This window comes from Geminicoccus harenae (genome assembly GCF_019800005.1).
Classification (GTDB): Bacteria; Pseudomonadota; Alphaproteobacteria; order Geminicoccales; family Geminicoccaceae; genus Geminicoccus; species Geminicoccus harenae.
Map to the genome: position 1 here is coordinate 239,231 of NZ_JABGCL010000004.1, position 18,935 is coordinate 258,165.

17 protein-coding genes and 2 pseudogenes are annotated in these 18,935 nt (G+C 69.5%); 14 read left to right on the plus strand and 5 right to left on the minus strand.

Annotated elements, in window-relative coordinates:
* Positions 1-72: 72 nt before the first annotated feature.
* Both HLA95_RS05080 and HLA95_RS05085 read right to left on the minus strand, forming a co-directional pair.
* A complete protein-coding gene (locus HLA95_RS05080; RefSeq protein WP_223861477.1) occupies positions 73-774 on the minus strand; it encodes an HNH endonuclease in 702 nt (233 codons plus the stop codon).
* Between the two features lie 259 nt (positions 775-1,033).
* Positions 1,034-2,059, minus strand: a complete 1,026-nt coding sequence (locus HLA95_RS05085) for a serine hydrolase domain-containing protein (protein WP_223861476.1) — start codon at positions 2,057-2,059, stop codon at positions 1,034-1,036.
* 150 nt (positions 2,060-2,209) lie between these two features.
* Between HLA95_RS05085 and HLA95_RS05090 the strand changes: the two genes are divergently transcribed.
* A complete protein-coding gene (locus HLA95_RS05090) occupies positions 2,210-3,244 on the plus strand; it encodes a metal-dependent hydrolase (RefSeq protein ID WP_191059292.1) in 1,035 nt (344 codons plus the stop codon).
* A 28-nt stretch (positions 3,245-3,272) separates the two neighbouring features.
* Here the strand turns inward: HLA95_RS05090 and HLA95_RS05095 are convergent, their stop codons facing one another.
* A complete protein-coding gene (locus tag HLA95_RS05095) occupies positions 3,273-4,271 on the minus strand; it encodes a zinc-dependent alcohol dehydrogenase family protein (protein ID WP_191059291.1) in 999 nt (332 codons plus the stop codon).
* Positions 4,272-4,342: 71 nt separating this feature from the next.
* Positions 4,343-5,056, minus strand: a complete 714-nt coding sequence (locus HLA95_RS05100; protein WP_222182665.1) for a GntR family transcriptional regulator — start codon at positions 5,054-5,056, stop codon at positions 4,343-4,345.
* A gap of 169 nt (positions 5,057-5,225) precedes the next feature.
* Here HLA95_RS05100 and HLA95_RS05105 point away from each other — a divergent pair, with 169 nt between their 5' ends.
* From HLA95_RS05105 to HLA95_RS29060, 13 genes and pseudogenes are all read left to right on the plus strand, one after another.
* The gene (locus tag HLA95_RS05105) at positions 5,226-6,257 is read left to right on the plus strand and encodes a zinc-dependent alcohol dehydrogenase (protein ID WP_191060345.1); all 1,032 of its coding nucleotides are present in this window, start codon (positions 5,226-5,228) and stop codon (positions 6,255-6,257) included.
* A 56-nt stretch (positions 6,258-6,313) separates the two neighbouring features.
* Positions 6,314-7,531: an ABC transporter substrate-binding protein gene (locus HLA95_RS05110; protein WP_191060343.1), complete on the plus strand. Its 1,218-nt coding sequence runs from the start codon at positions 6,314-6,316 to the stop codon at positions 7,529-7,531.
* 28 nt (positions 7,532-7,559) lie between these two features.
* Positions 7,560-8,435, plus strand: coding sequence for a branched-chain amino acid ABC transporter permease (locus tag HLA95_RS05115; protein WP_191060342.1), 876 nt, complete (start codon positions 7,560-7,562; stop codon positions 8,433-8,435).
* A gap of 10 nt (positions 8,436-8,445) precedes the next feature.
* The gene (locus HLA95_RS05120; protein WP_191060341.1) at positions 8,446-10,257 is read left to right on the plus strand and encodes a branched-chain amino acid ABC transporter ATP-binding protein/permease; all 1,812 of its coding nucleotides are present in this window, start codon (positions 8,446-8,448) and stop codon (positions 10,255-10,257) included.
* The gene (locus HLA95_RS05125) at positions 10,244-10,948 is read left to right on the plus strand and encodes an ABC transporter ATP-binding protein (protein WP_191060340.1); all 705 of its coding nucleotides are present in this window, start codon (positions 10,244-10,246) and stop codon (positions 10,946-10,948) included. Before HLA95_RS05120 ends, HLA95_RS05125 begins: the two co-directional genes overlap by 14 nt.
* Before the next feature lie 9 nt (positions 10,949-10,957).
* Positions 10,958-11,746, plus strand: coding sequence for a 3-oxoacyl-ACP reductase FabG (fabG, locus tag HLA95_RS05130; RefSeq protein WP_222182666.1), 789 nt, complete (start codon positions 10,958-10,960; stop codon positions 11,744-11,746).
* A gap of 17 nt (positions 11,747-11,763) precedes the next feature.
* Positions 11,764-13,500, plus strand: a complete 1,737-nt coding sequence (locus tag HLA95_RS05135) for an acetolactate synthase catalytic subunit (RefSeq protein ID WP_191060947.1) — start codon at positions 11,764-11,766, stop codon at positions 13,498-13,500.
* Between the two features lie 27 nt (positions 13,501-13,527).
* Positions 13,528-14,739 carry an ABC transporter substrate-binding protein gene (locus tag HLA95_RS05140; protein ID WP_191060948.1) on the plus strand — a complete coding sequence of 404 codons (1,212 nt, stop codon included), beginning with the start codon at positions 13,528-13,530 and terminating at the stop codon, positions 14,737-14,739.
* A 62-nt stretch (positions 14,740-14,801) separates the two neighbouring features.
* The gene (locus tag HLA95_RS05145) at positions 14,802-15,374 is read left to right on the plus strand and encodes a 2,4'-dihydroxyacetophenone dioxygenase family protein (RefSeq protein WP_222182667.1); all 573 of its coding nucleotides are present in this window, start codon (positions 14,802-14,804) and stop codon (positions 15,372-15,374) included.
* A 329-nt stretch (positions 15,375-15,703) separates the two neighbouring features.
* On the plus strand, positions 15,704-16,171 hold the full coding sequence (locus HLA95_RS05150; RefSeq protein ID WP_191062599.1) for a YbhB/YbcL family Raf kinase inhibitor-like protein: 468 nt from the start codon (positions 15,704-15,706) through the stop codon (positions 16,169-16,171).
* A 162-nt stretch (positions 16,172-16,333) separates the two neighbouring features.
* Positions 16,334-17,191, plus strand: coding sequence for a BON domain-containing protein (locus HLA95_RS05155; protein ID WP_222182668.1), 858 nt, complete (start codon positions 16,334-16,336; stop codon positions 17,189-17,191).
* A 46-nt stretch (positions 17,192-17,237) separates the two neighbouring features.
* Positions 17,238-17,576, plus strand: a pseudogene (locus HLA95_RS05160) (cupin domain-containing protein).
* 71 nt (positions 17,577-17,647) lie between these two features.
* A pseudogene (locus tag HLA95_RS29060) lies at positions 17,648-18,584 on the plus strand (NAD(P)H-dependent oxidoreductase); the annotation flags it as partial.
* Between the two features lie 221 nt (positions 18,585-18,805).
* On the opposite strand, the gene HLA95_RS05170 reads toward HLA95_RS29060, so the two are convergent.
* The coding region (locus tag HLA95_RS05170; protein ID WP_222182689.1) for an integrase core domain-containing protein at positions 18,806-18,935 on the minus strand (130 nt) is incomplete at its 5' end.

Consider the following 18,935-nt stretch of genomic DNA (forward strand, 5'->3'; position numbering starts at 1 on the left):
TCCCCCCAACCTGGCACAATCCGAAGCGGCCCTGCCGCATTCCGGTTCCACAGCAGCAGGACCGGCGGATGGTCAGCCCTTGAAGACCTGCTGTCGATGCCAGTCGAGAAAGGCCGGATGCGGCCATTGCCGGGGATCACTGGGCAGGCGGATCCGCCGGTCCGGCCGGAACCAGCGCAGCGCCGCCTCGGGCACGCCGCTGCCCGCGACCAGGATGGAATGGTCCGGCGCGATCGAGACGAGGCCGCGGTCGAACATCCAGTGCACGGTGCCACTCAGCGCGATCCCATTGCGCACCGAATCCGGGCCATGCGCGGCAACCGGGCGGATATGCGCCGCTTCCGCCTCGGTGCGCCCGCCGCCATTGACGACCCGAAGATCGGTGAAGGCGCAGGTCCCCGCATAGGCCGTCTGCACGCTCCGGGCGAAGACCCGGTCGCGGAACAGACGGCTGGTGAGCTGCTCCACCACCGGCCGCTGGAACAAAGCGGGCGGTTCCGCCAGCCCCTGGTATCCCGGCTCTGCCGGCGTCCCCGCGATCAGCAGGTCGTCGCCGAAGCCCGCCGCGACGATCGCCTCGTACTCTGCGTCGGGCAAGGCCCGCACCGCCCGGCCGAAGGCACCCTTGCTCGTGGCCCCATCTGCGCGGACCAGGAAGCGCTCGCGGTACTGCCCGCCCTCGCGGAACGGGACCGGGCTCGGGAAGGGGATGTAGTCCTGGATCGCGGCGTAGAAATGATCCGGCCTGCGCGGATCCGGGCGGACGTACCACACGCGCGGTCGCCACATAGGCCTGCCGGCCGCGATAGCCGTCATTGCCCGATCCGCCCCGCCGCGGTTCATAGTAGACGATGAAGTCGCCGACCGCTTCCTCGACCTGCCGCCGGTAGGTCGCTGGGAAATGGTACCGTTCCTCGGGAAGATCGTCGTAGATCGAGCCGGGCTTGTGGGTGAACACCGCCTTCACCTGATCCGCTTCCTCCCTGGATCAGCGGATAAGGCCGGCCAGGCAGCGAGGCAAGCCGCCCTCGCCTCATTCCCCGACCTCTGTCGCCGCCGGCAGGATCAGTTCGTCCAGCAGATCGTGCAGCGCATCCACATGGCCGTCGCCGCGCGGCCGGGGGCTCGGGTCGGAGGTCATCACCACGGTCAGCGCCAGGTCCGGCACCACGAACAGCATCTGCCCGCCATAGCCCCAGGCGAACCGGACGGGGTGGCCGTTCACCTCGCGGCTGAACCAGCCATAGCCATAGCCGTCGCCGGTCCAGTTGGAGATCGTGCGCTCCTGCCAGGACTGCGCCACCCAGCCCTCCGGCAGGACCCGCGCGCCGCCGGCCATGCCGTCGTTGCGGTAGAGCTCGCCGAACGCCAGCAGGGCGCGCGGCGAGAGCGCCATGTTGTTGCCGCCCAGATAGATGCCCTGCGGGTCGCGGTCCCAGGCCGGGATGGTGATGCTGAGCGGCCGACCCAGCCAGGAGCGCGCCAGGCTCAGCGTGCTCTCGCCGCTGGCCACGGTGAGGGCCGCGGACAGGAGATGCGAGGTGCCGGTGGAATAGACCATCCAGCCGCCGGGCTCGGTCGCGAACGGCCGGGTCAGGACGTGCCGGACCCAGTTCCGGCTGTTCACCCAGGCGCCGTAATTCGCACCCGAGGTCGAGGCGAGCCCGGCCTGCATCGAGAGCAGGTGGCTGATCGTGATCTCCCCTACCCGCGGGTCGGCCTCGGCCGGGACCAGCTCGCCCAGCACGTCCACCAGCTTCTGATCGGTACCCTGGAGCACGCCCTTGCCGATCGCGATCCCGGCCAGCGCGGTCAGCACCGTTTTTGACACCGACTTGACGTTGACCGGCCGGTCCAGTGCCGGGCCACGCAGCCGCTCCGCCAGCACGATCTCCCCTGCCCGCGCCACGATCAGCGCATGCAGGCGCGGGATCGCGTCGGCCCGCTGGCGGATCGCCTCGCGGACGGGTTCCAGCGACGGCAGTGCACGGGCCGGACGGGCGAAGGCCAGGGCCGGCGGCAGCATCGCCAGCAGGGTCCGGCGGGGTGTCAGGAGCATCCAGGTCCTCTTGAAGGGCAGGCCACGGCAACAAACTTGGCGGCCCTGCCGGCACGATCAACCGCGAGAGGAGCGAGCCGCAGGACTGCCCACTAGGCGCAGCCCCGCCAGCCTCGCTATCACCATGCCGGCCAAGCAGAGGGAGCCTGGATGGACACGGTCACGCAGATGCTGTTCGGCGCCACGGTGGCGCAGGCCGGCTTCCGCCGCCGACTCGGCCGCAAGGCCATGGTGGCCGGCGCCCTGCTCGGCATGGTCCCGGACCTGGACGTGGTGGTGGGCTGGGTCGCCGGCCCGTTCGCCAACTGGCAGTATCACCGCAGCCTGACCCACTCGCTCCTGTTCGGCCCGCTGCTGGGACCGCTGTTCGGCTGGCTGTTCTGGCGCCTGCACCGGGCGATGGTCCAGGAACGGCCGGACGTGGCGAACCGCGACACGCTGCGCGCCTGGATCTGGCTGGCGATCCTGGCCCTGCTCACCCACCCGCTCATCGACCTGTTCACCAGCTACGGCACCCAGCTGCTCTGGCCGTTCACCGACCACCGATTCGCGATCAACGCGATGCCGATCATCGACCCGCTCTATTCGCTGGTCCTGGTGGTGGCCCTCCTGTTCGGCTCCCTGCGCGCCCGGTCGGCACGGGCCCAGGACGTGGCCGGGGCGGCATTGCTGTTCATCGGCATCTATTCCTGCATGGGCTGGGCGATCAACGACCGGATCCAGCAGATCGCCGCAGAACAGTTCGACGGCCCCGCCGAGATCGACGCCTATCCGCTCCTGTTCCAGCCCTACTACCGCCGGGTGGTGGCGCTGACCCCCGACGCCGCCCATGTCGGCTACTATTCGGTGCTCAACCCCAAGCCGATCGCGTGGCAGAGCTTCCCGCAGGAGCGCTCCGCCGCCACCACCGCCGTGGCCGCCACCGAGCAGGCCGCCCTGTTCCGCTGGTTCGCCATGGACAAGCTGCTCTGGCGGGAGGAGTCGGACGGCAATGGCGGCAGGCTCGTCGAGGCCACCGACCTGCGCTACGGCCTGCAGGGCAATGCCGACATCGGCTTCTGGGGGATCCGTGCCAGGGTCGGCCCGGGTCAGGAGGTGCAGGGTCCGGTCGAGGTGTTCGCCATCCCCCGCGACTCCTCACGTGCGGCCTTCCGCCGGTTCTGGGCCGAGCTGACCGGCTGGTGACCCGGCCCGGCCAGGCACCGCGAGGGCCTCAGGCCGCCGCGTCGTACTGGACCTTCATCGTACCGGTCTTCAGCGGATGGGCGAGCTGCCGGGCGATCTCGGCCAGGGGCAGGCGATGGGAGACCAGCGCCTCCGCCTTGCTGCCCAACCCCTGCAGCACCGCCACCGCGTCCGGCAGGTTGAAGCAGAGCGAGTGGCTGCCGATCAGGGTCAGCTCGCGGCGGAAGATCTCGTAGGGGCTGAACGCCGCCGTTGCCGCCGGCGGGCAGACGCCGAAGAACAGGATGGTGGCGCCGTCCCGGGCGAATGCCGGCATCCGGGCGCAGACCTCGGCCACGCCGGTGCAGTCGACCACCAGGTCGAAGCCGTCGGCGAGCCCGGCCGGCTGGACATTGGCCCCGTCCGCCGTGGCCGCCGCACCCAGTGCCTCGGCCTGGCGCAGCCGGGTCGGCTCCAGGTCGACCATCGTGACATCGGCGACACCGCGCGCCTGCAGGCCCAGCATCATCATCAGCCCGATCGGCCCCGCACCGAATACCAGGGCGCGCATGCCGGGCACGACATTGGCCCGGTCGATCCCGTGCATCACGCAGGCGAACGGCTCGGCCAGCGCCGCGACATGGAAGGGCAGGTCACCGATCGGGTGGACGTTCTTGGCCCCCACCGCCATCAGCGGCGCGAAGCCGCCATCGCGCGTGGCGCCATAGCCCTGCAGGTCGGCGCACAGGCTGGGCCGCCCGGCCCGACAGGAACGGCAGGTGCCGCAGGGCAGGAGCGGATCGACCGCGACCCGGGTACCCGCCAGGGTCCCCGGCACCCCCTCGCCCACCGCCACCACCGTGCCGGCGATCTCGTGGCCGGGGATCACCGGGAAGGCGCACAGGTAGCGGCCGTGCAGGATGTCGATGTCGGTATGGCACACACCGGTATTGGCCACCTGGACGAGCACGCTGCCCGGCCCGGGCTGCGGATCGGGGACCTCCGTGACCTGCGCCTCGCCGATCTGCCTGAACAGCAGCGCTTCCATGCCTGCCGCCTCCCCTTGTCGTCTTGTTGTATCGTTTCACCAACGCCCTTGGCGGCAATCCGCAGCCTCCGTCAAGGCGGCGCTGCTTCGTCCACATAGCGCAGGAGCCCGCTGCCGCCCTCGATGATGTCCTGGCGCATCGCCGCCCGCGCCGCCTCGGAATCGCGCCGGTGCAGCGCCTCGATGATCCGCACATGCGGATGGGGGTCCCACTCCATCACCCCGTCATCGTAGAGATGCGAGAGGATCGGCCCGCAGCGCAGCCAGAGCGAGGTCACGAACTGGTAGAGGATCGGCAACCGGCCCATGGCGCACAGTTCCAGGTGGAACCGCTCGTTCAGCTCCACCGCGCGCTGGAAGCGCTCCCCAGCCAGGGCCGTCGCAATGCCTGCATGGACCTCTTCCAGCCGGGCGATCTCCACGGGATCGGCGACCTCCGCGGCGCGGGCGGCCGACTTGCCCTCCAGCTCGGCACGCAGCTCGCGCACCTCCTGGAGCCGGGCGCGGTCCAGCCGCGGCACCACGGCGGTGCCGCGCTCGTCCAATTCCAGGGCCTGCTCCGAGACCAGCCGGAGCAGCGCCTCGCGGACCGGAGTGGCGCTCAGCCCCAGCTCCGCCGAGAGCGGCCGGAGCTGTAGCTTCTGGCCCGGCCGCAGCCGGCTGCGCATCAGCGCGGTGCGGATCTCCAGATAGGCACGATCGCTCAGGCTTTCCTTGGTGATGCGGGAGAATCCGGCGCCACCGGGCTCCCCCGCTTCCTCCGCCGCCTGCGGCCGGCTTGACATCCAACCGCCTCCCATGCAGTTACTTGTTATAACAAATCACAGATAACAGCCTAAGGGAGGCAATGAGCCATGACAAGAACAGCCACCAGCCCCGCCTGACCGCCGACCGCGGCGCCTGGCCGCCCGATGGCGCGCGCCCGGCCCGATCGATGACCTTCCGGGACTGATGATGCTTGCACTGAAGAAGACCGAAGCCGCCTTCGGGCTGCACCTCCAGGACGTACCGCCACCGGCCGGGCCCGGCCCAGGCGAGGTGATCGTCGAGGTGGCGGCGGTGGGTGTGTGCGGCTCGGACATCCACGCCTATGAGTGGACGCCCGGCTACGAGTTCATGGTACCGCACCTGCCGCTCACGCTGGGCCACGAGTTCGCCGGGCGGATTGCCAGGTTGGGCCCGGGCGTCACCGGCCTGGCCGAAGGCGATCCGGTCACCGTCTGGCCGACCGTCGGCTGCGGCACCTGTCACGCCTGCCAATCCGGCCGGCGCCAGGACTGCCAGGAGCGCCGGATCATCGGCCTGCACCGGGACGGCGGCTACGCCCGCGAGGTGATCGTGCCGGCCGGTAGCTGCATCCGCCTGCCCGACGGCCTGGACCTGCGACTGGCGGCCATGGCCGAGCCGCTCGCTGTCGGCCAGAACGCCGTCGACGTCGCCGCGATCGAACCCGGCGACGCCGTGCTGGTGCTGGGCCCAGGGCCGATCGGCCTGGGCATCGCCTGGCTGGCCCAGCAGCAGGGCGCCGACAAGGTGATCCTGGCCGGCTATGGGGACCAGCTACGGCTGGACTGCGGCCGTCGGATGGGTCTGCAGCATCTGGTCGACCTGAAGGAGGAGACGCTGGCGGACGCGGTCATGCGCATCGCCGGCCGCCCGGTGGACCGGGTGATCGAGGCGACCGGGGCGATCCGCTCGATCCATGACGGCCTGGCCGTGCTGCGCTCCAGCGGCATCCTGGTGGTGGCCGGCATCCACTCCGAGCCGCTGCAGATCGACCTGACCCGGCTGGTCCGGGACAAGAAGCAGCTCCGCACCGCCCACGACAGCCATGCCGCCGCCTGGCCGCACGTGCTGGACCATCTGGCCCGCCACGGCGACCAGCTCGGCCAGATGATCTCGCACCGCCTGCCACTCTCGGCGGCACTGGAAGGCTTCGAGCTCGCCCGGCGCAAGCAGGCGATCAAGGTGATCCTGGAACCGTAACCGTCCAACCGCAAGAACTGCCGTCGCATCGACCAACGATCTGGGGAAGCAAGGAAATGGCGCTACGAATCCGCCCCGCACTGGGCATCGTCGCCGGGGTCGCCCTGGGGCTCCTGGCCGGCACCGCGCAGGCCGACGTCAAGCTCGGCGCCCTGTTCCCGTTCAGCGGCGAGCTGGCCCTGCTGGGCGACGAGAGCTGGCGCGGCGTCGAGCTCGCCGCCGAGGAGTTCAACGCCAAGGGCGGCATCAACGGCGAGAAGGTCCAGTTCCTGCGCGGCGACGCGGTCGACAACAACCAGGCGATCGCGGAAGCGCGCCGGCTGATCTCGGTGGAGGAGGTCAAGGCGATCTTCGGCACCTATTCCTCGTCCCGCTCCCAGGTGGCGAGCCAGGTCGCCGAACTGGCCGGCATCCCCTATTTCGAGCTGGGTGCGGTGTCCGACGACATTACCGGCCGCGGTTTCAAGTACCTGTTCCGCACCAATCCGACCGCCAAGGCGATGGCAGCGCGGACAGTGGAGCTCATCACCGAGGTGATCGCGCCGCGCCTGGACGTCGAGCCGTCCGCCCTGAAGATCGCGATCATCCACGAGGACAGCCTCTACGGCACCACGGTCGCGGGCTTCCAGAACGAGTTCGGCGCCGAGGCGAACCTGAACATCGTCGAGACCATGGCCTATCCCGCCAGCACGGTCGACCTGTCCTCCACCATCCTGCGCCTGCAGCAGAACGAGATCGATGTCGTCCTGCAGACCTCCTACCAGAACGACAGCGTCCTGTTCTTCCGCCAGTCCCACGAGGCGGGCTTCAAGCCCAAGGCCGTGATCGGCGGGGGTGGCGGCTACTCCCTGGTCGATACGGCGCAGGCGGTCGGCGCCGACGTCATCGAGGGCGCCTTCAATGCCGACGTGACCCAGTACGCGATCAACCCGGAGGCGGCACCCGGCATCGAGGAGTTCGTGGCTGCCTACCAGGCGAAGTACGGCTCGGCGCCCCGCTCCGGCCATTCGCTGGTCAACTATGTGGGCGCCCAGGTCATCCTCGACGCGCTGGCCAAGGCGGAATCCCTGGAGCCGGACGCGATCGTCGCGGCGGTGAAGGCCATCGACATTCCGGAAGGCGGCACGGCCGAAGGCTGGGGCGTGAAGTTCGGCGAGGACGGCCAGAACGAGCGGGCCACCATGATGGGCATGCAGTGGCAGGACGGCAAGCTCGTGACCGTCTGGCCGCCCGAAGCGGCCGTGGCCGAAATCCGGCTGACCAAGCCCGAGTGAAGACCGGCGCAGGAACAAGGCAACCGGCATGACCGTCTTCTGGCAGCTCGTCCTCAACGGCCTGATGCTGGGTGGCCTCTTCGCCATCATCAGCGTCGGCCTCACCCTGATCTTCGGCATCATCCGACTGGTCAACTTCGCCCATGGCGAGCTGCTGATGGTCGGGATGTACGCGACCTTCCTGCTCACCACCCAGCTGGGCGTGCATCCCTATGCCCTGGCACCGCCGGTGGTCCTGCTCCTGTTCGTGGTGGGCGTGCTGATCCAGCGCTTCATCCTCCAGCCGCTCCTGGAGGCGCGCGACCACCATGTGCAGATCTTCGCCACGGTCGGCCTGTCCACCGCACTGATCAACCTGGCGCTGCTCCTGTTCGGCGCCGACATCCACTCCACCCCCGCCTACGGCGCGCGCACGTCCCTGACGCTCGGCCCGTTCCGCATCCTGACCGGCCATGTCGTGATGTTCGTGGCCGGCATCCTGGTGGTGGCGGGCCTGCACGTCTTCCTGCAGCGCACCTATCTGGGCCGCGCGATCCGGGCGACCGCCCAGCACCGCCACGCCGCCCAGCTCATGGGCATCGACATCAACCGGATCTACATCATCACCTTCGGCATCGGGGCGGCCTGCGTGGGCCTGGCCGCGACGCTGGTGGCGCCGATGTACCCCGTCTCCCCCACGGTCGGGACCTATTTCGTGCTGACCGCCTTCGTGGTGGTCGTGCTGGGCGGCATGGGCAGCCTGCACGGCGCCTTCATCGGCGCGCTCATCATCGGCCTCGTGGACAGTCTCAGCGGCTACTACATCGCCCCCGACCTGAAGGAAGTGGTGATCTTCGCGATCTTCATCCTGATCCTCCTGGTCCGCCCGACCGGCCTGTTCGGTCTCGGCCGCGGCTCGGAATAGGAGTGCCACCATGAACGACGGCAAGCTCGCCGCCTTCGGCCTGGACAAGCGCAGCGCCATCCTGGTGGCCCTCCTGCTGGCCGCCATCCTGGCGATCCCGCTGGGCGTCCGGTCCGACTTCGTGTTCCACATCTTCATCACGATCTGCCTCTACGGCGCCCTCTCGACCGCCTGGAACATCGTGGGCGGCTTCGCCGGCCAGCTCTCGCTGGGCCATGCGATCTTCTATGGGCTGGGCGCCTACACGGCCGGGCTGCTGGTGCCCTACGGCATCTCGCCCTGGTTCGGCATGTTCGCCGGCGCCGCCCTCTCGGCGGTCGTGGCCGTGCTGATCAGCGTGCCGTGCTTCCGCCTGCGCGGCCCGTTCTTCGCGTTGGCGACCATCGCCTTCCTGGAGGTCGTCTTCCAGCTGGCCCTGCACTTCAAGGGCATCACCGGTGGTGCGGTCGGCCTGATGGTCCCGCTGCAGATCGGCTGGGAATGGATGATCTTCCGCGAGCGCGAGCCCTCGCTCCTGATCGCGTTCGGCCTCCTGCTGCTCACCCTGCTGGTCGCCGGCTGGATCCGCCACAGCCGGTTCGGCTACTACCTGATCGCCACCCGGGAGCGCGAGCCGGCCGCCCAGGCCGCCGGCATCGACAGCCTGAAGGTGCGCCTCTGGGCGGTCGCGATCTCCGCCGCCTTGACCTCGATGGTCGGCACCTTCCACGGCATGTACCTGACCTTCATCGAGCCGGAGGCGATGTTCTCGCTGACGCTCTCGATCCAGATCGCCATGTTCGCCCTGATCGGCGGCATCGGCACCGTGCTGGGCCCGCTGCTCGGCACGCTGCTGGTGGTCCCGCTGACCGAGCTGGCCCGCGGCTGGCTGGGTGCCTCGGCGATCGGCCTGCACGGCTTCATCTACGGCACGGTGCTGGTGCTGATCGTCCTGTTCATGCCGGACGGCCTGGTGGGCTTCTTCACCCGCAAGACCCACCCGCGCCCGGACGAGGCCGCCGCCCAGCCCGGCGCCCTGCAGGCCTCGGCCGGTGCCCTGGTCCATGACCCGGCCGAGCCCGTGGAGACCCGCGCCATCGGCGAGCCGATCCTGGTCGCCGAGAAGCTCAACAAGGCGTTCGGCGGCCTGCGCGTCGCCCAGGACCTCGACCTTTCCGTCCAGCAGGGCGAGGTGCTGGGCATCATCGGCCCGAACGGTGCCGGCAAGACCACCCTGTTCAACATGCTCTCCGGCTTCCTGCCGCCGGATTCGGGCGTGGTCCGGGTGCGCGACCGGAGCGGCCAGTGGGTCACGCCGACCTCACCCCACGAATACGCCCGGATCGGCGTCGGCCGTACCTTCCAGATCGTCCAGCCCTTCGCGGCGATGACCGTGCTGGAGAACATCATGGTGGGCGCCTTCCACCACCATGCCAGCCGCAAGGAGGCGCGCGAGAAGGCGCTGGAGGTCGCCGAGCGGATGGGCCTGTGGGCGCAGCGCGACATGGAGGCGCGCAACCTCACGATCGGCGGCCAGAAGCGCCTGGAGGTCGCCCGGGTGATGGCCACCGAGCCGCGCATCCTGCTGCTCGACGAGGTCATGGCCGGCCTGAACCAGACGGATGTCCGCCAGGCCATCACGCTGATCGAGAAGATCCGCGACGCCGGCGTCACCGTGATCGCGATCGAGCACGTCATGCAGGCGATCATGGCGCTCTCCGACCGGGTGGTCGTGCTCAACTCCGCGAGGCTGCTCGCCAACGGCAAACCGGAGGACGTGGTGCGCGATCCGGCCGTGATCGAGGCCTATCTGGGAGAGGAGTTCGTCCATGCTGCGGCTTGAGCGCGTCTCCGCGGGCTATGGCCGCGTCACCATCCTCCACAACATCTCGATCGAGGTGAACCAGGGCGAGGTCGTGACCATCGTGGGCGCCAACGGTGCCGGCAAGACCACCACGCTGCGCACCATCGCGGGCCTGGTCCGCCCGACCGAGGGCAGCATCACCTTCGACGGCAAGGACATCGGCCGCCTGCCCGCGCATGAGGTGGTCGACCTCGGCATCACCCTCATTCCCGAGGGCCGTCAGCTCTTCCCGCACATGACGGTGCGCGAGAACCTGCTGATGGGCGCCTACACGCCGCGCGCGCGCGGCGAGGTCGACCAGACGCTGGACTTCGCCTTCTCGCTGTTCCCGCGGGTGAAGGAGAAGCTCGACCAGCATGCCGGCTCCCTGTCGGGCGGCGAGCAGCAGATGGTCGCGATCGCCCGCGGCCTGATGGCGAAGCCCAAGCTGCTCCTGTTCGACGAGCCGTCGCTGGGTCTGGCGCCGATCATCGTCAAGCAGGTGTTCGAGACCATCGACAAGATCGTCGCCACCGGTGTCACCGTGCTGATCGTCGAGCAGAACGTGTTCCACACCCTCTCCATCGCGGACCGCGGTTACGTGCTGGAGAACGGCGAGATCACCATGACCGACACCGGCGCTGCCCTCCTGAAGAACGATCATGTCCGCCGGGCCTATCTCGGCATCTGAGGAGCCATGATGAGCGAAGACTTGCAAAACCGCCCGAGCCACCGGGACCGGATCGTGCTGGTCACCGGGGCCGGCCAGGGCATCGGCGCCGCGATCGCCGAGGGCTTCGGCCGGCGCGCCGCCAAGGTCGCCGTCACCGATGTCGACCCGGCCCGTGCCGAAACGGTGGCCGAGCGGATCCGCGCAGCCGGCGGCCGAGCCGCGTCGGCCGCCTTCGACGTCGCCGACTACGATGCCCTGGCCGAGGCCGTGGAGCGGCTCCAGGCGGAGCTGGGCGGCACGTTCGACACCGTCATCAACAATGCCGGCATCTCGCCCAAGCACAACGGCAAGGCCCACCAGGTCTACGAGATGCCGCCGGACGAATGGCGCCGGGTGGTCGACGTCAACCTGACCGGCTGCTTCAACACGACCCGGCTGCTCACCCCGGCCATGAAGGACAAGGGCTTCGGCGTCCTGATCCACCAGTCCTCGATCGCCGGCAAGACCTACTCCAACGTGGTCGGCGCCCACTACGCCGCGACCAAGGCTGCGCTGATCGGCTTCACCAAGCACACCGCCGCGGAGCTCGGGCCCTACGGCATCCGCGTCAATGCGCTCGCACCCGGCCGGATCGACACGCCGCTCATTCGCACCGTGCCGGACGAGATCAACCGGGTGCAGATCGAGATGACCGCCCTGCGCCGCCTCGGCCGGCCCGACGAGGTCGCCGATCTCGCCCTCTACCTGACCTCCGACGAGGCCAGCTTCATCACCGGCCAGGTCGTCGACGTGGCCGGCGGACTCATGTTGACCTGAACCAGCAGGAACGCGCCATGCCCACCGAGGCCGCCCCCAGCCAGGGCCATTCCATCGCCAACATGTCCGGCGCCCACACCTTCGCCGCAGCACTCAAGCGCCACGGCGTCGAGGTGATCTTCGGCCAGAGCATCCCGTCCGCTTTGTTCCTGGTCGCACCGGAGTTCGGCATCCGCCAGATCGGCTACCGCACCGAGAATGCGGGTGCCGCCATGGCCGACGCGTTCGCCCGGGTCTCGCACAAGGTGCCGGTGGTGACCGGGCAGAACGGCCCGGCCGCCACCCTGCTCGTCCCGGGTCTCGCCGAGGCCTACAAGGCCTCGATCCCGGTGGTCGCGATCGTCCAGGACGTCCATCGCCAGCAGACCGACAAGAACGCCTTCCAGGAACTGGACCATCTGGACCTGTTCAAGGGCGTGGCCAAGTGGATCCGCCGGGTCTCCGAGGCCGACCGGATCGACGACTATGTCGACATGGCGTTCACCGCCGCCGCATCGGGCCGCCCCGGCCCGGCCGTGCTGATCGCCCCGGTCGACCTGTTCACCGACACGCCCAAGATCGGCACAGGCCGGCGGATCGCCTCGCTCGGCACCTACCCGCTCGACCGTACCGTGGCCGACCCGGCCGCGGTCGCCGAGGCTGCCGCCGTCCTGGCCGCGGCCAGGGCGCCGCTCGTGATCGCCGGTGGCGGCGTCCATTCCTCGGATGCCACGGCCGAGCTCACCGCCCTGCAGGAACTGGGCTTTCCGGTCGCCACCACCGCCATGGGCAAGGGCACGGTCGCCGAGACCCACCCGCTCTCGGTGGGCCCGGTCGGCTATTTCATGGGCCTGCGCGGCCGCGCCCGGCATCTCCGCCCGCTGGTGGAGGAGGCCGATGTCGTGTTGCTGGTCGGCAACCGCACCAACCAGAACGGCACGGACAGCTGGCAGCTCTATCCGAACGCCCGCTACATCCATCTGGACGTGGACAGCCAGGAAGTCGGCCGCAACTACGAGGCCATGCGCTTGGTGGGCGATGCCAAGCTGACCCTGCGCGCCCTCACTCACGCCCTGCAGAGCCAGGACCTGTCGCTTCGCCAGGAAGGCCGCCCCGCCCTGGAGCGTAAGATCGCCGCCGGGCGCGAGGCCTGGCAGGCCGACATCGCCCGCACGCTCGACCTGGACGCCGCCCCGGTCCGGCCCGAGCGGCTGATGCTCGACCTGGACCAGGTGCTCACCCCGGAATCGATCGTGGTGGCCGATGCCAGCTACGCCTCGATCTGGGTCGCCAACTTCCTGACCGCGCGGAAGGCCGGTGCGCGCTTCATCACGCCCCGCGGCATCGCGGGCCTGGGCTGGGGCCTGCCCTTCGCACTGGGTGCCAAGACCGCCCGGCCGGACGCTCCCGTCATCTGCCTGGCCGGCGATGGCGGCTTCGCCCATGTCTGGTCGGAGCTGGAAACCTCGCGGCGCATGAACCTGCCGGTCGTGCTGATCGTCCTGAACAACCAGATCCTCGGCTACCAGAAGCATGCCGAGAAGGTGCTGTTCGATGGCTACAGCGACGTCTGCGACTTCCAGGCGGTCGACCACGCCATGATCGCCAAGGCCTGCGGCTGCCACGGCGTGCGGGTCGAGCGCCCGGACCAGTTCCTGCCGGCCCTGAAGGAGGCGCTGGCCGCGGACCGGACCACCGTGATCGACGTGGTGACCGACCAGAAGGCCTATCCGCCGATCACCATGTTCGAGGCCAACGAGCGCCTGGATTACTGACAGATATTTGGATCAGGGAGGCGAACAATGATCAACTGGAAGAACGGCACCGCCCTCGCCGCACTCGGGGCTGCCCTCCTGGCAGCCCAGCCAGCCTGGGCGGACGTCAAGTTCGGGGCACTCTACCCGTTCAGCGGCGAGCTGGCGCTGCTCGGCGAGGAGAGCTTCCGCGGCCTGGAGCTGGCCGTGGAGCAGATCAACGCGAACGGCGGCGTCCAGGGCGAGCAGGTCGTGCTCGCCCGCGGCGACGCGGTCGACAACAACCAGGCGATCGGCGAGGCGCGCCGGCTGACCTCGGTGGAATCGGTGGCGGCGATCTTCGGCACCTACTCCTCCGGCCGCTCGATGGCGGCGAGCCAGGTCGCCGAGCTGGCCGGCATTCCCTATTTCGAGCTGGGTGCCGTCACCGCGGATCTCACCAATCGCGGCTTCAAGTACCTGTTCCGCACCAACCCCACCGCGGTCCAGACCGGCGAGACTACCATCGACCTGGTCCGCGAGGTGGTGGCCCCGCAGCTGGGCGTCGATCCGAAGGAGCTGAAGATCGCACTCCTCTACGAGGACAGCAGCTTCGGCGCCTCGGTCGGCAAGTACAAGCTGGAGGCCGCCCAGAAGCACGGGCTGAACGTCGTCCAGGAGCACGCCTACCCGGCCAGCACGGTCGACATGTCCTCGATCATCCTGGGCCTGCAGCAGGCCGAGGTCGACGTGGTCATCCAGACCTCCTACCTGAACGACACCGTCCTGTTCCTGCGCCAGGCGCACGAGGCCGGCTTCCAGCCCAAGGCATTCGTGGGTGCCGGCGGCGGCTACTCGATGCAGCAGGCCGCGGATTCGGTGGGCCACGACCTGATCGACGGCGTGTTCGACGTCGACTTCCCGCAATACAAGATCAACCCCGAGGCCGCCCCCGGCATCGAGGAGTTCGTCGCGGCCTACCAGAAGAAGTACAACCAGGCGCCGCGCTCCGGCCATTCGCTGGTCAACTATGCGGGCTCGCTCGCGATCCTGGAGGCGCTGGACAAGGCCGAAGGCTTCGAGCCCGACACGATCCGTGAGACCGTGGCCGCCATGGACGTGCCGATCGGGCAGACCGCCACCGGCTACGGCGTCAAGTTCGACGAGAACGGCCAGAACACCCGCGCCTTCTATTACGGGATGCAGTGGCAGGACGGCCAGCTCGTGACGATCTATCCCAAGAACGCCGCGTTCGCCGAACCGCGCTTCAACAACCCCTAAAGCCAAGGGGCCGGGCGCACCGACGCTTGCCCGGCCCCTCCGTTTCCCTGGAGCCCTGCCCCATGTCGAATGCCGCCAGCCCGGCGCAGCCCAAGTCCGGCGGTCCTACCGTCCGCCGCATGGATCCGAGCCGGATCGCGTACCAGCGTCCGCAGCCGGCCGGCATGGTCCCCGACATCTTCTTCGGCGGCGGCCTGTCGCTTGCCGAGGACGACCCGCACTGGGTGCCCCAGGCCAAGGACGTCTGGTTCAAGCCTTTGGTCCTGAACGTCACCCAGGGCTTCTACGTCAACATCCTGAAGGTCCGCAAAGCGGGGGTCCTGTCCCGCCACCGCCATTTCGGCCCGGTCCACGCCTTCACCCTGAAGGGCTCCTGGCACTATCTGGAGCATGACTGGGTGGCCCGCGAAGGCGACTACGTGTTCGAGCCCCCGGGCGAGACCCACACGCTGGTGGTGCCCGAGGATGCCGAGGGCATGATCACCCTGTTCCACGTCACCGGCGGCTATTCCTATGTCGACCCGCAGGGCGAGGCGCTGGGCTACGAGGACGTGTTCACCAAGCTGGAAGCGGCCCAGCGCCACTTCGAGGCCCAGGGCCTGGGCTCGGGCTACGTGGAGCAGTTCGTCCGCTGACGGACCGGCCGGCTGCCGGGCCGGCCGCATCTGCCGCACGCCGGTCCGGCCCCATCGCCAGCACCTCCCGCGGGGGCCGACGGGAACTCTGGGCACCTGGCCGCATTGATCGTCCAGCCTCGGACGAAACGCCTTCGGCCGGCCGGCACTGCTGCCTGACGGCTGCCCACGGCTCCACACCCCCTCGAGGGTCAGTGCCGAAGCCGGGAACGGGGCGTTCCGCCGTCGCGCCGCACCGGGCCCTCCTGGTCGCCTGGACTCGCAGTCCCGCCGCGCGTCGCCTTCGCCGCGGCGGGTCCGGGCGGCGGCGCCAGCCTTGGGAGACGATCATGACCTTCACCCTGACCAGCCCCGCCTTCCAGAACAACGCGCCGATCCCGGACCAGCACGCGCGGGACGGGGAGAACCTGTCGCCCCAGCTCGACTGGAGCGATCCGCCCGAAGGCACCCAGAGCTTCGTGCTGATCATGGAGGATCCGGACGCTCCCTCGGCGCCGACGTTCCGGCACTGGGCCGTCTACGACATCCCGCGCGACCGCCGCCATCTGGCGCCCGGCCGAAGCTCGGGCGCCAATACCGAGAGCCTGCCGCACGCCTTCAACGACTTCGGCAATCTCCGCTATGACGGGCCGCAGCCGCCGGCCGGCGACCCGCCCCATCACTACCGCTTCCGCCTGGCCGCCCTCGACGTGCCGAAGCTGGACGTTCCGGACCAGCCCTATGCCGGCGACCTGTGGGAAGCGGCCCGCGCCCATATCCTGAGCGAGGCGGAACTGGTCGGCACCTATCAGGCCTGAGCGCCACGCCGGATCCCGCACCCGGCCGTGGAGCCGGTCGGGCGCGGGGGCCGGAACGGCAGCACGGTTCCGGGGTTGTGACGGGCAAGGTGCAGCTCGCCTGCCCGTCGCCAGCCGGAACAGCCACCCGGCGACGACGGGCCCGGCAAGGGGAGATCGACCATGGCCAACGGACGATACCGGCGCGACGACGACGCGGTTCGCCCCGACCCGGGCCCATTCGCGGGCCCCGGCCGCTCCTTGGGCGCTGGCTACAGCGACTACGGGTTCGGCCGCGAGAACACCCGCCGCGACTGGGAGGAACCGGCTCGTGACGAGGGCGGCAACGCCTATGGCGGGCGCGAGGGGCATGGCCATGGGCCCGGCCGGGATCGCGAACGGGACGACCGGCCCGACCGGACGAGGTCCGGCCATGGCATGGGCGGCGGCGATGCCGGCCGAGATCCTCAGGGCTATGGCGGCGGGCAGCGCGGCGGCTATGGCTATTACGGCGAGGACCGGGGCGGCCGTGACTTCGGCCAGGAGAGCGGCTACGGCGGCGGCGACGACCGGGGCCGGGGCTACCCGTCCGGCGACGAGCACCGCGGCCCGGCCCGGCCGGCCGGGATTGGCTATGGCCGCGAGTACGGCACGTTCGCCTATGACCGGGACTACCAGCCCTATGCCGGGACCCGTGGCTCCGCCGCGTCCCGGCAGGAGCAGGAGGGCCCGCATCGCGGGCGCGGACCACGCGGCTACCGGCGCTCCGACGAGCGGATCCGCGAGGACGTCAGCGACCGTCTCACCGAGGATCCCTCCCTCGACGCCTCGGACATCGAGGTGAACGTCAGCGACGGCGAGGTGACCCTGACCGGCACCGTGCGCCGCCGCGAGGACAAGCGCCAGGCGGAGGACCTGGCCGACTCGGTTTCAGGCGTGAGCCACGTGCAGAACAACCTCAGGGTGGGTACCGAGCAGGGTCCCGCCAGCGGCCCCACGGCCGGGCGGACCTCCGGTACGAGCTTCAACGTCGGAAGCTGAGCCGGCGGGCCGGGCACGACCGCCACCGGAACAAGGAGGCAGACAGATGGGCGATGCCACGATCAAGAAGGCGAACCCGGCCAGCTCGCCCAAGGGCGACTAGGGCCAGGTCTACCTGGCATCGGGCAAGTCGGTGGCGATGCGCCTGTGGCGGGACGAGCCTCCGTCGGAGGCCAAGCCCCTGAGCGTCCGCGACTACGAGGTGGTGGGCTACGTGATCGGCGGCCGGGCCGAGCTGGAGCTGGAAGGCCAGACGATCCGGCTGGAAACAGGCGACTCCTGGCTGGTTCCCAGGGGTGCCCGCCACACCTACCGGATCCTGGAGAGCTTCACGGCCGTCGAGGCGACGGCCCCTCCCGCCCAGGTACACGGCCGGGACGCGTGAGCTTCCTTTCCAAGGCCGGATGAGGAAGCCGGGACGGCGGCGCTGTCGCGCGGTCCTGGCCGGCAGGCGCGATTCAGGCGGAGTGGTCGACGACGACGAAGGCTCAGGAGCCCCGCGAGGGCACACCCAGCCCGAGGCTCGACGAAGCCACCTTCATCGCGCGCTTTCTCAGCCAGTTCCCGAATCCGGCCTACGATCCGCTGCGCGCCGAGCTTGCCAGGGTCGCTGCTGCCGCGTGGGACGCCTATGCGAACCAGCGCAAGAGCCCGCACACGCACAAGGCCGGCCCGGGCTTCGCCGATCCCGATTACGAACTGGCGGTGGACTGGCTGAACGCCCGGGAAGCGATCCACGCGGCACAGCGACGGCACGAGGCAAAGGAGGGACCCAGCCGCATCCTGCTGGTCAGCGCCTCGTCCCGCAGCGAGCACACCTGTCCCAGCGAGATGTCCAAGTCCTTCCGGCTGGCCGAGATCGCGCCCGGGGTCATCGATGCCGAACCGGATGTGCTGATTACCCATCTCAAGCTCAGCCGCCCAGCCTCCGAGTACGGGCGGCACATCCATCCCTGCGAGGCCTGCTTCTCCACCGCGGCACGGCTCTGCCACTGGCCCTGGTCCTGCTGCCCGAACTATTCGCTGGGCCAAGCCCAGGTCCTGGATGAACGAGATCCATCCGCTGCGGGTCGAGGCGCACGGCGTCATGATCGTGACGCCGATGAGCTGGTACCAGGTGTCCTCGTCGCTCAAGCTGATGATGGACCGGCTGGTCTGCGCCGATGGCGGCAACCCGGACCTGAACTGCGCGGGTGGCAAGGACGCGCAGCGCGCCAAGCAGATCGAGCTCGACGGCTGGGGCTACCCCCGACATCTGGCCGCGCGGCCCTTCTCGGTGACCGTTCATGGCGATGCCGCGGAAACGCGCGGTGCGCGGCACAGCTTGGCCGACTGGCTGGCATCCATGCAGCTCATCCCGGCCCGACCGCTCACCCAGCTCAATTACTATATTAGCTAATGGCAGCCCAGAGCCGGATCGACATTCAGGTCATTCAGATCATGGCGGCGGCGAGGAGAGTGAAGCCGAGGAAGTGGATGGTTCGTCGCTCGTAGCGGGTGGTGAAGCGTCGGAAGTGCTTGAGGCGGTTGAAGCAGCGCTCGATGCGGTTGCGATGCCGACAAAGAGCGGCATCGTGAGGAATGGCGGTGACCTTGCCCCCTGATTGCCCCCGTTCATAACCAGAGTCCGTTCTGGTCGTGGTCCTGTCTGGACCGGGTTGCGACCTCGTTCGGGGTGAGGCCGCCGAGGCTCGTGTGGGGCCGGTGGCCGTTGTAGTCGTCCCGCCAAGCATCGATGATCCGT

What these genes read in the sequence shown, in the direction of transcription:
- HLA95_RS05110 (WP_191060343.1), top strand. Translation starts at nt 6,314, where the DNA reads ATGGCGCTACGAATCCGCCCCGCACTGGGCATCGTCGCCGGGGTCGCC.
- HLA95_RS05155 (WP_222182668.1), top strand. Translation starts at nt 16,334, where the DNA reads ATGGCCAACGGACGATACCGGCGCGACGACGACGCGGTTCGCCCCGAC.
- HLA95_RS05140 (WP_191060948.1), top strand. Translation starts at nt 13,528, where the DNA reads ATGATCAACTGGAAGAACGGCACCGCCCTCGCCGCACTCGGGGCTGCC.
- HLA95_RS05085 (WP_223861476.1), bottom strand. Translation starts at nt 2,059, where the DNA reads ATGCTCCTGACACCCCGCCGGACCCTGCTGGCGATGCTGCCGCCGGCC.
- HLA95_RS05095 (WP_191059291.1), bottom strand. Translation starts at nt 4,271, where the DNA reads ATGGAAGCGCTGCTGTTCAGGCAGATCGGCGAGGCGCAGGTCACGGAG.
- HLA95_RS05145 (WP_222182667.1), top strand. Translation starts at nt 14,802, where the DNA reads ATGTCGAATGCCGCCAGCCCGGCGCAGCCCAAGTCCGGCGGTCCTACC.
- HLA95_RS05115 (WP_191060342.1), top strand. Translation starts at nt 7,560, where the DNA reads ATGACCGTCTTCTGGCAGCTCGTCCTCAACGGCCTGATGCTGGGTGGC.
- HLA95_RS05135 (WP_191060947.1), top strand. Translation starts at nt 11,764, where the DNA reads ATGCCCACCGAGGCCGCCCCCAGCCAGGGCCATTCCATCGCCAACATG.
- HLA95_RS05100 (WP_222182665.1), bottom strand. Translation starts at nt 5,056, where the DNA reads ATGTCAAGCCGGCCGCAGGCGGCGGAGGAAGCGGGGGAGCCCGGTGGC.
- HLA95_RS05090 (WP_191059292.1), top strand. Translation starts at nt 2,210, where the DNA reads ATGGACACGGTCACGCAGATGCTGTTCGGCGCCACGGTGGCGCAGGCC.
- fabG (WP_222182666.1), top strand. Translation starts at nt 10,958, where the DNA reads ATGAGCGAAGACTTGCAAAACCGCCCGAGCCACCGGGACCGGATCGTG.
- HLA95_RS05125 (WP_191060340.1), top strand. Translation starts at nt 10,244, where the DNA reads ATGCTGCGGCTTGAGCGCGTCTCCGCGGGCTATGGCCGCGTCACCATC.
- HLA95_RS05150 (WP_191062599.1), top strand. Translation starts at nt 15,704, where the DNA reads ATGACCTTCACCCTGACCAGCCCCGCCTTCCAGAACAACGCGCCGATC.
- HLA95_RS05120 (WP_191060341.1), top strand. Translation starts at nt 8,446, where the DNA reads ATGAACGACGGCAAGCTCGCCGCCTTCGGCCTGGACAAGCGCAGCGCC.
- HLA95_RS05105 (WP_191060345.1), top strand. Translation starts at nt 5,226, where the DNA reads ATGCTTGCACTGAAGAAGACCGAAGCCGCCTTCGGGCTGCACCTCCAG.